This is a genomic window from candidate division KSB1 bacterium (assembly GCA_024655945.1).
In the GTDB taxonomy this organism is placed as follows: domain Bacteria; phylum Zhuqueibacterota; class Zhuqueibacteria; order JANLFK01; family Oleimicrobiaceae; genus Oleimicrobium.
The window spans coordinates 222,173-236,126 of the sequence record JANLFK010000003.1; the positions used below are offsets into that span (position 1 = coordinate 222,173).

Consider the following 13,954-nt stretch of genomic DNA (forward strand, 5'->3'; position numbering starts at 1 on the left):
CATCGCCGCGAACCATCATATGCTGAGCTTGGTCAGTGCATAGCGCTCGGTGACATAATCAAAGATCATGCGCGTCACCACGATGGCTGTATACATGTTGATGACAAGGCCGATGGACAGGGTGGTGGCGAAGCCGCGTACCGGGCCACTACCAAACTGGTACAGCACGACGGCCGTGATGAGGGTGGTGACATTGGAGTCCAAGATCGTGCGGAACGCGCGGGAGTAGCCGGCGTCGATGGCCGCCCGGATGGTCTTGCCGGTGCGCAGCTCCTCACGGATGCGCTCGAAAATGAGCACGTTGGCGTCCACCGCCATACCCACGGTGAGCACGATGCCAGCCACACCTGGCAGAGTGAGAGTGGCGCGCAAGCCTGCCAGCGCCGCGATCAGGAAAAAGATGTTCAGCGCCAGCGCGACATTGGCGATCACGCCGGACATGCGGTAGTAGACGATCATGAACACTACCGCCAGAGCCGCGCCGATGATGGCGGAAAGTTTACCCTTCTCGATCGAGTCCTGTCCCAAGGAGGGGCCCACCGTGCGCTCCTCGATGACCTCCACCGGTGCCGGCAGTGCACCGGCGCGCAGCACCACCGCCAAGTCACGCGCCTCTTCGCGGGTGAAGCTGCCTTCGATGCGTCCGCTGCCTCCGGGGATGCGCTCTTTGATGCGCGGCGCCGAATAGACCTTGCCATCCAGCACGATAGCCAAGAACCTGCCGACATTGGCACCAGTCACGCGGCGGAAGATCTTGGCGCCTTCGCTGTTCAACTCAAAGTGCACCTCGGCCTGCCCGGCGCGCACCGAGCTTTCGCCTCCTCCGAAGGCCACATCCGCCGTCTTCAAGTAGGCGCCCACCAGCTCTGGTTCTCTCTTGACAAAGTAGAGCTGATGATAGCGCTGCCCGCGCGACACATACGGCTGTGCGCCCCACAGAAACTCGGCGTCCCGCGGGATGACCTTCTGCACCTCCGGCATCTGCAAGATGCGCTTGATGGCAGCCACGTTCTGCTCCGGCACGCTGATCTGGTCGGTGCCCTCCACGTAACGCAGAAGCGAGAAGAAGGGGTACTCCTCAAACGTCTGTTGGTCGACGACCACAGTGCTTTCCGCAGGAGCCTCCGCCTTGGCAGTGTCGCCGGTCTCTGTCTTGCCGAAGAGCTGGCTCAAGTCAATCTCGCGCTCCTGGGCTTTCTTCCCCTCGGGCAACGTCTTGGCGGTATCTTTCTGCGCGGCGGCAGCCAGCTCCTCCACCCGGCCCTTGCTGCGCATGCGCTTCACCGTCTTGTCGATGTCTTGCAGGACCGAAAGGGTAATGTCCGGTTCGCGCACCAGCTTGAACTCCAGCAATGCAGTGGTGTTGATGATCCGCTTGGCGCGCTCGATGTCCTGCACGCCGGCCAACTCAATGACGATACGTTTGTCCCCCTGCGGGGCGATCACCGGCTCGGACACGCCGAACTGGTCGATGCGGTTGCGCAGCACCTCTAAGGTGCGCGCGATGCCATCCTTGGCCTCTTTGCGCAAGTCATCGATGATGACATCGTCGCTCTGGCCGCGCCGCCCATAGTAGCGGTTGAGGGGGATGTTGCGCGCCTTGAACTCCTGCACCATCACGTCAAAAAAGTCGCGGTTCTCGGCCCTGGCCCGCTTGTCCGCCGCGTCCAGAATCTCGCTGAAGCGTTCATCACGGTCGCGAGCCAGCGTGCGCGCCAGTTGCCGCAGGTCGGCTTCGTACACAAGGTAGGTGCCTCCCACCAGGTCGAGGCCCTGGCGCAACGCCTTGGGCTCCAACTTGTCGATCTTGCTGCGCAAGGTAATCAGCTTGCCGCTCAATTCTCGTGCCTGCTGGCGCGCCTCTGCTGGCAGAGTTGCCCCTGCTGCACTGACGGTGGCCTCCAGCTCCCCCACGGTGAGGGCGCTCAACAACTGCCGCTCGTCCATGCCCACGAGGCGGCTCAATTGTCCCAAGTAGGCCTTCTGCTTCTTCTCCAAACTGCCGACCCGGTAGGTCGGGTACAGCTGATACAAGGCCCAGCCCAGCAGCACCACGAGTAACACAAGCTTGAACAGGTTTTTTCTACGCATCGACAGACTACCTCCTGAGAGGAAATGGCTCAACTCCACTGCTTGGCGCGGAGCTCAGGCTGCACCCCGCGGGGCGCACCACAAAAGCCAAATATAGACCATTCCCACCTAAAAGTCAAACGGAAAAAAGGCACAGCCTGCTCAGGTCTTCGGCACCAGCTGGCGCACCGCATCGATGATTGTGCCATCACGAAACTCGATGAGCGCGACGATGCGCTCGGCGAAGGTGGGCTTTTCCGGCTGCCCTGTCAGGTCGACCGCCATGCGATAGAGCTTGTCGATGGGCACGATGGGCAAACTGCTCCGTTTCAAGCGCTGCAACAGGTCTTTGCGCCGTGGGTTGATGGCAATGCCGCGCTCGGTCACCACCACGTCGATCATCTCGCCTGGGGCAGTAACGGTCACCACTTTATCCACGATGATCGGCACTCGCCCCCGCACCAACGGCGCGGTGATAATGGTGACCTCTGCATCGGCAGCATCCGTGAACCCACCGATGCCGTGCAGCAACCAGCCATCAGAGTGGGTGTTGACATTGACGTTGAAGTCGAGGTCGATTTCCGTGGCGCCCAGCACCGACACCTTGACCATTTGGGCGAAACAACCCTTGCTGTGGTAGTTGTAGGACACGAAAGGATTGGTCTCGATGTGGCGCGGATTGTCGCGAAGGGACTGCACTCCGGCCAGGTCGAAGCTCTGGCCGTCCAGGATGTAGCGCGTGAGGCCCTGGTTGAGCAGGTCCACCATGAATTGGGTGGAGCCACCCCGCACAAAGTCGGCGACCACACCGGCACGCGCCATGTGCTCGGCCATGAACTGCACGAAGGCAAGGGAGACGCCCCCGGCCCCTGCCTGAAAAGAGAAGTGCGGCTCGTGCATGATGCCGCTGTCCACCACCAGCTGCGCAGCGTACTTGGCGATGAGCAGCCGCGTGGGGCTGCGCGTGATCACCGTGGTGCCGGAAACGATGCGCGCCGGGTCCCCTATGGCCTCCACCTGGACGACGTAGTCGACGTTGCCGCCCTGGATGCTCCACGGGTAGCAGGGAAAGGGCACGAGGTTGTCAGTGACGACTACCACCTTGTCGGCGTAAAGGGAATCTGCCAAGGCAAAGCCGAGTGGGCCGCATGCCGATTTGCCATAGACGCCGTTGGCATTGCCGTGCGCGTCGACAGCCGGCGCAGCGATGAAGGCGACATCGATGTGCAGGTCGCCATCCTGGATGGCGCGATAGCGGCCGCCATGGGAACGGAGCACGCACACGCTCTTCATCTTTCCTAACGAGCACGCTCGGCCCACCGGCCCGTTCATCGATCCCTCGACCCGACGCACCACGCCCTTTTCGATGTGCCGCACCAACGGCTCGTGGCAGGGGAAGAGCGCAGAGGGGGCGACCACCAGGTCTTTGAGGCCTCTGCGCGCCAGCTTGTCCATGACCATGTTCACCACATAGTCGCCGTCCCGCAAGTGGTGGTGGAAGGAGACCGTCATGCCGTCCCTGATGCCACAGGCATCAATGGCGTCGTCCAACGACTTGAGGAGCTTGTTGCGATAGTCGCTGGCGGCGCGGATGGGCGCGCCAGCAGTACGTCCCCCGCCTTCGTCGGCGTGAGCCCCCTGAAATGGTCGCAGCTTTCTCCCTTCAATCTCGGTGGGCACTAACCGTCCCACGGCGTTCTCTACCAGGTCCATTCCCACACCTCGTGGTTCCTCAGTCGATAAGGCCAAGGGCCTTCGCCAGTTGCAGGGTGCGTCTTGCCCGTGCCACCACGGGCGCATCGATCATCTTTGTGCCGAGACTGGCGACGCCTGTACCGCGTTGCTCTGCCTCCTCCAGTGCGGCAATCACCTGCTGCGCATGCGCAATCCGCTCCGGAGTCGGGGCAAACGCGCGATGGATGGGCTCGATCTGCGCCGGGTGAATGACCCCTTTGCCTTCAAAGCCCAAGGCGATGGCCTCTTCTGTGCTTTTCAGCAAGCCGTCGACGTCGGCAACGTCGGAGAACACGGTATCGATGGCCTGCACGCGCGCCGCCTTTGCCGCCAGCACCAGCAGGCTGCGCGCCACAAAGCTCTCCTTGCCCTCGGCGGTGCGCTCCGCGCCGATGTCTGCGGTGAAATCCTCCGCCCCAAAGCAGAGGGCAACCACCCGCTGGCTGGCCGAGGCGATGTGGTAGGCGTTGAGCACCCCTCTCGCACTCTCGATGAGTGGCATGAGCCAGATCTGGTAGCGAAGGTGGTGCTCTCGCTCAAGGGCAGCCACTCTCTGCTCGACCTCCAGGACGCTTTCTGCCGTCTCGCACTTGGGGATGAGGATCGTGTCCGGCTGGGCCGGCACCACCATCTCCAGATCTGCGGCGCCGAACTCTGCGGATAGGGCGTTGATGCGCACGATGCGCTCGGCCGCACCAAAGTCCACCGCCAGTAGGCTGTTGCGCACTAACACGCGGGCTGCGGCCTTGTCCGCAGGGGCCACCGAATCTTCAAGGTCCAAGATGACGCTATCCGCCCCGAAGAGTCCCGCGTTGAGCATCAGGTCGGGGTTGTTGCCGGGCAGGTAGAGGCGCGTGCGCCGCAGGCGGTCCTTGGGCACCTGCCTCCGCTTGACCCGCCGCTCAGGCCAAACCCCGAGCCCTTCCACCGCCCAGAGGGCGCGCACGCCCGCCTCGACACGGGCCTGAATGACGTAGTCTAAGGCGCCCTTGTCGTCTACCGCCACGGAGGCATGACGCACGCCCAAGGCCTCGAGGGTAGAAAGAATGGTGGCGCGGATTTGTGGGCCAAATGTGCCGGCCACCGAGCTGACTAACTCGAGCCGGATGCCACCCCGCGTGCGTCGCTCGATGGTCAACAGCAGGTCACTCTTGTCACTTCTTCCGACTTGCACCCTCTCTTGCATATGCTTTCCTCAACAACAGAGCCGCAGCGATTCCGTTCACAGCAGGCTGGTGACCAGCTCTGCCTTCGGGGCTGGGATCACCACCTTGCGCATCAGCAAGCCTTTGGGCTGCACCACTGCCGCGCCTGCCTCCACAGCCGCCCTGGCGGCCGCCACCTCGCCCGTGAGGGTCACGAACGACTTGCCACCAAGTCCCACGGCCAGCCGCACTTCGATGAGCGTCACCTTAGCCGCCTTGGCCGCGGCATCGGCCGCCTGAATGCTGGAGGCAACCGAAAAGGTCTCGATGATCCCCAGCGCTTCGACGTGCTCGACGGCAGAGGTGGCGCTGATGGCCGGGAAAACGCCCTGGTGCACGCGTGGCAGGACCATTTCGTCGACCACCGTTTCGCCACCTCTGGCCACACCGGCATTGACGCTGCTCTGTACGGCCGCGACATCGCCACGCACCAGGCAGATATACTTGCCGGGGCAGACCGTCTTGGCCGCCACCAGCTCCACCTCGCTCACCTTGAGCATGGCATCCGCTGCCTCGATGCCCACCGCGATGCTGTTGAACTCCACCAAGCCTATGCAGTCACGCGCCGCTTGCGTCATCGCTCCTCTGCCATTTCCAATCACGCCGCTTCGATGCAGACCATTTCCTCGTCCACTTCTGCCACTCGGCCGGAGATGGAGGCCTGCACCCGGGCGCTCACTTCGTCTGGGCGGCAATCGCCGATGAGTTGGCCGGCAGCCACTTGCTGGCCGCGCCTCACCACGGGCCGCGCTGGGGAGCCCGCATGTTGCTTGAGGCGAATGCGCACGCGCTTCGGCACCACTTCCTGCTCACAGTACCGCGCCGGACGGGCATAGGGCGCGAGCTGGAACCGAGCCATCAGCCGCGATGTGGGAATGCGCCCACTGCCCATGCGAACGCGCGCCTTGGTCTCGCGGGGCTGGGGCGCCTGCACCCCCGCACTGCGCAGAGCACCCTTCAGCTCCCTGTTCACCAGGCGCGGCGACAAGCCCATTGGGCAGGCGTATTCGCACGCGCCGCACTCTGAGCAGAGCAGCGCCATGTGGCCGACCTCGCTCTCCGCAGCCAGCCCCAAGGCCATGCTCCGCATGACCCGATGCGGTTCCAAGTGATGCCCCAGCAGGTAGCGATTGCACGTCTCGGTGCACAATACGCACTGGGTACAGGCAGACCTCGCGTTGCGCAGCTGGTGGGCAACACTCTGCATGCGCCGCTGCGCACAGGGGTGGGCCAAGGGGAGCACAATCACCGCTGCCGTGGTCTTGTCGATGGGGGTCTCCGGATCAGTGGTCAGTGCCCCCATCATGACGCCGCCCATGAAGAATGCGGGGGCTTGGCACTGCGCGCCTCCGCAGAGCGACAAGAGCTCCCGTACCGTGGTCCCCACAGGAACGCGCACCACCTTGGGCTGCTGCACACAGCCGCCCACGGTCAGGGTGCGGTGCGTGACCGGCTCGCCTTGCCAGGCAGCAGCCACATTGCGCAGCGTCTCGACGTTTTGCACCAGCACACCCACTTGCACGGGCAGGCCCCCTTCGGGCACCGACCTGCCGGTGGCAAGAGCCACCACCTCATGCTCGTCACCCGCCGGGTAAACGTCGGGGAGCTCCACCACCTCGGCAGCATCACGCAGCGGAGCAACCAGATCGCGGTTCTTCTTCTTGACAGCGATGGCGACCCTCTGGGCACCTGTTGCCTGCGCGATCAGCCGCAGCCCCGTCAGCACTTGCTCCCCCTCGACGCGCAAGACCTCCTGGTCGCTGTAGAGAAGAGGTTCACACTCCGCGGCGTTGGCAATCACCCACTCCACTCGGTGGGCGACCTTGTGGTGCGTGGGAAACCCTCCACCACCTGCGCCGACCACCCCTGCAGCAAAGAGCTTTTGTGCCAAAGAGCTCACCACAGTTCACCAGGCCCTCTGCTACTGGTCAGCGCAGCGCCTCACTCCAACCGGATGGCTGGCGTGACCCGGTGGACAGCGGCGTCTCGTAGGTCTCCTTGAAACGCTTTATCCCTTCGAAAATGCCGCGAGCGATCCGCTTGTGGTGACCCTTCATGCGCAGGAGCTTTTCCTCCTCCCGGTTTGAAATGAAGCCCACTTCCACCAGCACACTGGGCATGGAGGCACCCACGAGCACGTAGAAGCCGGCCTGCTCAACGCCGAGATTGGGCGTCTTGGCCCATCGCTCCAGGCCGCGGGAGATGAGACCAGCTAATTGCTCGCTTTCGCGCACGAATTCGTTGTGCGCCATCACCGCAAGAATGAAGTTAGGGTTGGCCATCTCGTCGTAGCCGTTGGCCGCCGACTCGTACTCCTGGAGCACGGCATTCTCGCGGCGCGCCACTTCAAGGGCTTCCTCGGACTTGGCAGGACCGAGGATGTACACAGAGAAGCCGCGCGCCTTTGGGCTGCGGTGGGCATTGGCGTGGATGCTGATGAACAGCTTGCCATTCCGCCGGTTGGCCAAAGTGGTGCGCTGCTTGAGGGTGGGGTAGGTGTCTCCAGTGCGCGTCATGTGCACGGTCAGACCCAGTTCGTCCTCAAGCATGGCGCGCAGCTCTTTGGCCACCGATAGGGTCACGTCCTTCTCATAAAGTCCAGTGGGACCGATTGCGCCGGGGTCCTTGCCCCCATGGCCGGGGTCCAAGACAATCGTGTCGACGCGCCACTTCTCCCTCTGGGCCCGCAGGTCGTTCACGAGGTCGGTGGACAGGGTGTCCTGAGAAGGCAACGACACCCACACCTCCGCGCCCTCGCTGGGGATGATCACTTGCCTCTTTGTGGGGTTGCCACGCAGCCTGAGGGCGACGCGGGCCAGCTCAGGAGAGAGCTGGCTGGTGTACCACTGGCGCACTATCTTTGCCCGGTCGTCCAGGTTGGCAACCGTACTGTCGACCGTGCCCTTATAGAAATCCACATACAGCCACCCATTGCCCGGCAGGCTAGTGTAGACGTCCGAGGCGGCAAAGCGCCGCGTGGTGGCAATGCGTACCAGAGTGCCGTTCGCCTTCTCCTCCACAGTGACGCCCTGCACGGCGCCACCACCTGCGGCAAGCGTCAGGGTTGCGCTGTTCTCATCCCACTGCAGGCCTGCCGGCAGATAATCAGCCACCGCTTCCAGGAAGTACTGCACGGGCACGAACAGCTCCCCGTCACGCAGCAAAGCCTCTATGGGCATGTGGCGGACCGCGTTGCCGATGACTATGAAGCAGTTGAAGGGCGACACGGTGAGCTCCGCCTTGCCCAGGTAGAGGACCGTCTTGTTCGCCTTGGCGGTCTTGACCGTCCGCCCGCCCAGTGCAGCTGCCAGCTCATCGAGTGCAACATAGTGGCAGCCGCTCTGTTGAAAGGCGCGCAGCTGCCTGGTCTGCGCGTCTTCCTTGTAGCGCACCAGCACGCCCTGCACCTGGCCCGCCAATGACCCCGCCTCCAGGATCAGCCAACAAAAAAGCGCCATGCTGAGGGCTTTGCTCAGCATGGGACGCATCTTCTTGGCATCGACCATCACCCGAGGTTGTACCTCCGCCCTTTCACTTCCGCGTCAGGTAGCGGCTGGCCTGCTTCAGCTCCTTCTTTTCCCTCGAGGTGAGGTTGTCATAGCCCACCTCGTTGATCTTGTCCAGGAGCATATCCACGCGCTGGCGATAGCGTTGCATCTTCTCCCAGCGGCGCTGCTGGGCCTCCACACGACGGTTCCGCCACCACTGCCGCACACGTACCAGTGGATTGCCAAACAGCCAGCCGCGACGCAAGTAGAAGTAACCGACGACCATGCCCCCAAGGTGGGCCAAGTGGGCGATGCCCCCCTCGCTGCCGAACAGGCTGCCAATCCCACCCAACAGTGACATCCCGCCGAAAAGCAACACCAAGTACTTCGCCCTGATCTGGATGGGGAGCACGAAGAATAAAAACAGGGTGATGACACGCTCCGGGAAAAGCAGGCCATAGGCCATGAGGAGGCCGTACACCGCCCCGGAAGCGCCCACCACAGGCACTGCCGAGTGCAGACGGAACACCAGATGGAAAACGCCCGCCCCAATCCCGCAGGTGAGGTAGTAGGACAGTAGGCGCCGCCAACCCCAGACCCGCTCCAGCTCCGCGCCGAACACCCACAGGAACAGCATGTTCACCAGGAGGTGGAGCAAGTTCCCGTGCAGGAACATGTAGGTGAAGATCTGCCACCACCATCCTTTGCCCACCACCCAGGCTGGGATGAGGGCAAGGAAGGCCTCCAGGCGAGGAATGCGCACCGGCAGAAGGAGCCTGCCCGAGACAACCATCGGCTGCAGGAATGCGTTCCCCAACTGCTGGACAATGAACATGACTATGTTGGCGGCCAACAGCCACTTCACCGCCCTGGGCATGGCCACCATGGCCAGGCTGAACCTGGTTCTCAGCCGGTCTTCATACATTCGGCTTGGCTACCCTTACCAGAGGCCCATCACCACGGTCACCCTGGCACCGATGCCCGACAGGTCCACCTGGTCCCACACGGGCAGCCCTGCAGGCGTCTCGGTACGATTGCGCGACACCTCGGCGCTGCTGTAGAACACCTCAGCGGAAATGTCCGACCGGCGCCCTAGCCTGTACATGATGCCGCCGCCAACCTGCCAGGTAAAACCGCTGTAGAAGCGCCTCTCTGAAATGTCCTGAGCAAAGTTCTGCTCCTTGTTCCACAGAAGCTCGTAGCCAAGGCTCCCGCGCAACAAGTAGGCATGCACTCTGCTGCCCCGCATTCTCACCAGCAGCTCTGCGAGGAGAGGCACAATCGTGGTGTTGTAGTCAACCTCTTTCTGGATGGTGGTCTCACTGACGCCGCTTTGGTACTCTGTGGTCGCCACTGCGGAAGTCTTCACATAGTGCCTGCGGAACAAGTCGGCGGCAATGCCGATGGACACTGCTTCATCTACCTCGGCGCCTAACGAGGCACCGATGGAAAAGCCAGACTTGGCGTCTTTGGGGCTGAGGAACCCAACTCTTACGCCTAACTGCTTTTCCCACTGCGCCGAAGAGGTGACGGGTACCAGCGCCATGCATAGCACCGTCAACACGACAGCTGTCGCCCACCTGCGTCTCATGGTATGCTCCTCCTCACTTGGGTAAAAGCGTTGCCGAAAGCTATAAAAGGGTACAAATATCACGGGAAAAAATCAAGGGAAATCAAGGTAATGGCTGTGGCGCCTGCTAAGGCTCCACAAAGTGGTTGAGGCCAGCGATGCCATTGCCCACCTGCTCGGCATGAGCGATGGCCTTGGTCACAAAGGCCTTGGCGCCACGCACCGCCTCGACAAGAGGCTTGCCCTTTGCCAGTCCTGCCGCGATGGCCGCCGAGAACGTGCAGCCGCTGCCATGAGTATGCGGATTGGCGAGCCGTTCCCCCCGCAGTTCCAGCATAGCCTGTCCATCGAAGAGCACGTCGGTGGCGTCCGAGGTGCGGTGTCCGCCCTTGACAACCACGGCGCGCGCGCCGCGGGCGAGGATGCGCTCTGCGGCACGCTTCATGTCGTCCAAGCTCTCGATGTGCATCTCTGCAAGAGCCTCCGCCTCGGGGATGTTCGGCGTTACCACCTCGGCCAGGGGCAGGAGCTCCTCCACCAGCGCCTGACGCGCCTCGGGCTGCAACAGAGGCTCGCCCCGCTTGGCCAGCATCACCGGGTCGACTACGACGTTGCGTACCTGGTGCCGACGCAGCTCGGCAGCCACGGCGCGCACGATCTGGACATTGGACAGCATACCCGTCTTCGCTGCATCGGCGCCGATGTCCTCCAGCACGCAGTGAAGTTGTTCGGCCACGAACTCCGCGGGCAGGGCGAAAATACCGTGCACCCCCATCGTGTTCTGCGCCGTCACCGCGGTGATGACCGACATCCCGTAGACCTTGAAGGCACAGAAGGTCTTGAGGTCAGCCTGAATACCTGCCCCGCCTCCGGAGTCGGAACCAGCGATGGTGAGTGCGCGTACCATGACTTCCTCGCCGTTACGGCAGCCCTATGCCATGAATTGGTGCCCCGCAGTGGGCACAGGCGCCTTCCCGCAAGCGCACCTGCCTGACGGAGAACCCGTGGCGCTCGATCACCGTCGCCCCACACTTGTAGCAGTAAGTGTGCTCGCCTTCGTCGCTCGGGACGTTGCCGCTGTACACGTAATGGAGTCCCGCCTCCAACCCTATCTGCCGCGCACGGTGCAGCGATGCCAAAGGAGTGGGAGGAAGATCAGTGAGCCGGTACTGAGGGTAGAAGCGCGTCACGTGCCAGGGGGTTTCTTTGCCCAACTCCTCGACAATGAAGCGGGCGATGGCCCGCAACTGGTCCTCCTGGTCCACGTGGGTTGGGACCAGAAGCGTCGTCACCTCCACCCACATGCCGAGCTCCTTCATCAGACGCAAGGTCTGCAGGACGCTGTCCAGTCTGCCGCCGACCACCTTGCGGTAGAACTGCTCGTCAAAGCCCTTCAGGTCGACGTTGGCCGCATGCAAGACTCCCTGCAGACGCCTGAGCGGTTCCTCGCAGATGAAACCATTGGTGACAAAGACATTCTTGATGCCGTGGGCAACCGCTCCTTGAGCGCACGCCTCCGCGTACTCGTAGAACACAGTCGGCTCCGTGTAGGTGTAGGCGATGGTACGACAATGGTGCCTGAGGGCGGCAGCCACCACCTCGTCCGGCGGGAGATCTTCCCCTGCCACGTGCCCGGTGTTGCGCGGCATCTGCGAAATGTCGGCGTTCTGGCAAAATCGACAGCTGAAGTTGCATCCTACCGTGGCCAGGGAAAACGAGCGCGACCCGGGGTACACATGGAACAAAGGCTTCTTCTCGATGGGGTCCACATGTACGGCGATCGCCTTGCCGTAGACCAGCGAGTAGAGCACCCCACCCTTGTTCTGGCGCACGCCGCAGACGCCCGTCTTTCCCTCGCCTATGATGCAGCGGTGCGGGCACAACTCGCAGCGCACTTTGCCCCCCTCGAGTTTGGCGTAGAACAGCGCCTCCTTCATTTCTCCTCCTGGCCACGGTTCCTGCGGCTGAACAGGCAGCCGCAGTAGTTCTGGCGATAGAGCCCCAGCGCCTTGCTCAGTTCGATGCTGCGCTCGAAGCCATCTTGCTTCTTGAAGTTTGCCCCCAGGAATTCCAGGCCGTATTGTGCGGCCAGCTCCTGCCCGAGCGCGCAAATGGTGCGCGCATCCTTGTGCGGGCTCACCGTCAGGGTGGTGGCGAAGACCGAAATGCTCAGGTGCTTCGCCTGGCGCGCGGTGGCTTCCAGACGCATTCGGAAACAGACATGGCAGCGCCGGCCCTTCTCCGGTTCCTCTTCCAGTCCCTTTACCATCGCCAACCAGAGCTGGTCTTCGTACGGGCCGACAACCAGTGGCACCTCCATCGCCTGCGCCACTTTCCGCATTTCTTCCAGGCGCAGGTCATACTCGGCGCGCGGGTGGATGTTCGGGTTGTAGAAGAACACCGTTACTTCCCACGCCGGCGACAGCCGTTCTATGGCCACGGTGGCGTCCGGGGCGCAGCAGGCAAACAGGAGAATGGGTCGGCGACTCTCGGTCACGCTATTTCTCCCCCAAGGCGAAAATGCGCTGCATGAGGAACTCGGCCACCTCTGGCAAACGATCCGCCGGAAACCGCAAGGCAAAGGGGTGCCCCACGGTGAGCGTGACTCGATGCCGTTGCACGTGACTGTCCCAGCGCGGCAGCACTTCGAATGAGCCACGGATGCGCACCGGCACGATGGGCACGCCGGCGCGGAGCACCAGACGCACGGTCCCCACCTTTGCTGGCAGCGGGCGACCGTCCCAGGTGCGCTCCCCCTCCACAAAAATCCCCACCGGTTCCCCGACTGACAAAATCCTCAGTGCATTGCGCACCACGGACGGGTCGACCTCATGACGACGGACCGGGATGACCCGCAATTGGCGCATCAGCCAGCGGACTGCCCCGTTCTCGAACTCCGAGTTCTTCGCCAGGTAAGCCACTTTGCGCGGCAAGAGCGCGAGCGTGAAGAAGGAATCCAAGTAGCCTTCGTGGTTGATCACCAGGATGAAGGGCCCGTTTCGTGGCACATTCTCGCGACCTTCCACTCGCACGCCGAACAAGGCTCTCAGCAGAAGTGCGAGCGCCATTTTCAGGGAAGAGTAGAGGAGCCTGGTGGCAAGCGATTCCCGCGGCGGTCGCTTTTCCACCTGCCACCGCACCAGATGTCGCCCCTCGGCGCGGCAGGGCCAACGGAAGGTAACCTGGGGTTGAAACTCCACGATTTCCGCTGCCCCGCGCCGACGCCAAAACGCTCGGAGCGCGTCCCGGCAGAGGCATTCATACTTCAACGGGCTTTCGTGGAGAAAGCGAATCTGGAAGTAACGCTGGTCGCGAGCCTTGAGCACAAAATAGTGCGCGTCCGTGGTCACGCAGGTCACCTCTTGCCAGGGAAATGTCCACTGTCGCTCCTTGCCCAAGAAGTGAAAAGCCTCGTCGGTGAGCTTGACCTGCCCTTGATCGACTGGTACCATGCGTTCCAACTCGGCCTCGACCCCCGCGTAGGTGCGGTATCGCCCTGCTGGGCGCGCCTGTCTGAGCACCGCCGCCTGGCTGAGGACAGTGAGGCCCACGTCCTGAGACACCCCTGCCCCTGGACGGTTCGCACGCAGTTCCGGCAGAGGCGCCATCTGGTCGAACCAGAAGGCGCAGTCTCGGAAGCGCCCGTTCACGCCCAGTAAGCGACCACGCCGTTTTACCTCTGCGCCACACTGCCTGCACACCGTCCTGCGCCCAGCCCTGGCAATGGCATCCGGAGTCTTGCACAACGGGCATACGTACAACAGATCGCCGATCATCCTGGCCCTTTTGCTGCGATTAGTGCCTCAACGTCGAGCGCCGATCAATCTGTGCAGCCGGCAAACAGCTGCGCGCGCCTGCTCCAACCTGGAGTCCTGGCAGAGCACCAG

The 13,954-nt window shown here is 62.8% G+C and carries 12 protein-coding genes; all 12 read right to left on the reverse strand.

Features of this window, described 5'->3' with window-relative positions; genetic code table 11:
• Positions 1-15: 15 nt before the first annotated feature.
• Positions 16-2,091 (reverse strand): protein translocase subunit SecD, encoded by a 2,076-nt coding sequence (gene secD, locus NUW13_05950; protein MCR4438572.1) that lies wholly within the window; start codon positions 2,089-2,091, stop codon positions 16-18.
• A 141-nt stretch (positions 2,092-2,232) separates the two neighbouring features.
• Positions 2,233-3,783 carry a citrate lyase subunit alpha gene (citF, locus tag NUW13_05955; GenBank protein ID MCR4438573.1) on the reverse strand — a complete coding sequence of 517 codons (1,551 nt, stop codon included), beginning with the start codon at positions 3,781-3,783 and terminating at the stop codon, positions 2,233-2,235.
• Between the two features lie 19 nt (positions 3,784-3,802).
• On the reverse strand, positions 3,803-4,990 hold the full coding sequence (gene citD, locus NUW13_05960; GenBank protein ID MCR4438574.1) for a citrate lyase acyl carrier protein: 1,188 nt from the start codon (positions 4,988-4,990) through the stop codon (positions 3,803-3,805).
• A 36-nt stretch (positions 4,991-5,026) separates the two neighbouring features.
• Entirely contained in the window at positions 5,027-5,587 is a 561-nt protein-coding gene (locus NUW13_05965; GenBank protein MCR4438575.1) for a BMC domain-containing protein, read from the reverse strand.
• Between the two features lie 20 nt (positions 5,588-5,607).
• On the reverse strand, positions 5,608-6,900 hold the full coding sequence (locus NUW13_05970; GenBank protein MCR4438576.1) for a 4Fe-4S dicluster domain-containing protein: 1,293 nt from the start codon (positions 6,898-6,900) through the stop codon (positions 5,608-5,610).
• Positions 6,901-6,937: 37 nt separating this feature from the next.
• Positions 6,938-8,488, reverse strand: coding sequence for an N-acetylmuramoyl-L-alanine amidase (locus NUW13_05975; protein ID MCR4438577.1), 1,551 nt, complete (start codon positions 8,486-8,488; stop codon positions 6,938-6,940).
• Positions 8,489-8,540: 52 nt separating this feature from the next.
• On the reverse strand, positions 8,541-9,422 hold the full coding sequence (locus tag NUW13_05980) for a rhomboid family intramembrane serine protease (GenBank protein ID MCR4438578.1): 882 nt from the start codon (positions 9,420-9,422) through the stop codon (positions 8,541-8,543).
• Positions 9,423-9,437: 15 nt separating this feature from the next.
• Positions 9,438-10,088 carry a porin family protein gene (locus NUW13_05985; protein MCR4438579.1) on the reverse strand — a complete coding sequence of 217 codons (651 nt, stop codon included), beginning with the start codon at positions 10,086-10,088 and terminating at the stop codon, positions 9,438-9,440.
• 106 nt (positions 10,089-10,194) lie between these two features.
• The gene (thiD, locus tag NUW13_05990; protein MCR4438580.1) at positions 10,195-10,974 is read right to left on the reverse strand and encodes a bifunctional hydroxymethylpyrimidine kinase/phosphomethylpyrimidine kinase; all 780 of its coding nucleotides are present in this window, start codon (positions 10,972-10,974) and stop codon (positions 10,195-10,197) included.
• Positions 10,975-10,987: 13 nt separating this feature from the next.
• Positions 10,988-12,004 carry an AmmeMemoRadiSam system radical SAM enzyme gene (gene amrS / locus NUW13_05995; GenBank protein MCR4438581.1) on the reverse strand — a complete coding sequence of 339 codons (1,017 nt, stop codon included), beginning with the start codon at positions 12,002-12,004 and terminating at the stop codon, positions 10,988-10,990.
• Positions 12,001-12,564: an epoxyqueuosine reductase QueH gene (locus NUW13_06000; protein MCR4438582.1), complete on the reverse strand. Its 564-nt coding sequence runs from the start codon at positions 12,562-12,564 to the stop codon at positions 12,001-12,003. The genes amrS and NUW13_06000 overlap by 4 nt, the downstream gene beginning before the upstream one ends.
• Before the next feature lies 1 nt (position 12,565).
• Positions 12,566-13,843, reverse strand: coding sequence for a 1-acyl-sn-glycerol-3-phosphate acyltransferase (locus tag NUW13_06005; protein ID MCR4438583.1), 1,278 nt, complete (start codon positions 13,841-13,843; stop codon positions 12,566-12,568).
• Between the last annotated feature and the right edge of the window lie 111 nt (positions 13,844-13,954).

What these genes read in the sequence shown, in the direction of transcription:
- NUW13_05985 (MCR4438579.1), bottom strand. Translation starts at nt 10,088, where the DNA reads ATGAGACGCAGGTGGGCGACAGCTGTCGTGTTGACGGTGCTATGCATG.
- NUW13_05965 (MCR4438575.1), bottom strand. Translation starts at nt 5,587, where the DNA reads ATGACGCAAGCGGCGCGTGACTGCATAGGCTTGGTGGAGTTCAACAGC.
- secD (MCR4438572.1), bottom strand. Translation starts at nt 2,091, where the DNA reads ATGCGTAGAAAAAACCTGTTCAAGCTTGTGTTACTCGTGGTGCTGCTG.
- amrS (MCR4438581.1), bottom strand. Translation starts at nt 12,004, where the DNA reads ATGAAGGAGGCGCTGTTCTACGCCAAACTCGAGGGGGGCAAAGTGCGC.
- NUW13_06005 (MCR4438583.1), bottom strand. Translation starts at nt 13,843, where the DNA reads ATGATCGGCGATCTGTTGTACGTATGCCCGTTGTGCAAGACTCCGGAT.
- citF (MCR4438573.1), bottom strand. Translation starts at nt 3,783, where the DNA reads ATGGACCTGGTAGAGAACGCCGTGGGACGGTTAGTGCCCACCGAGATT.
- thiD (MCR4438580.1), bottom strand. Translation starts at nt 10,974, where the DNA reads ATGGTACGCGCACTCACCATCGCTGGTTCCGACTCCGGAGGCGGGGCA.
- citD (MCR4438574.1), bottom strand. Translation starts at nt 4,990, where the DNA reads ATGCAAGAGAGGGTGCAAGTCGGAAGAAGTGACAAGAGTGACCTGCTG.
- NUW13_05975 (MCR4438577.1), bottom strand. Translation starts at nt 8,488, where the DNA reads ATGCTGAGCAAAGCCCTCAGCATGGCGCTTTTTTGTTGGCTGATCCTG.
- NUW13_05980 (MCR4438578.1), bottom strand. Translation starts at nt 9,422, where the DNA reads ATGTATGAAGACCGGCTGAGAACCAGGTTCAGCCTGGCCATGGTGGCC.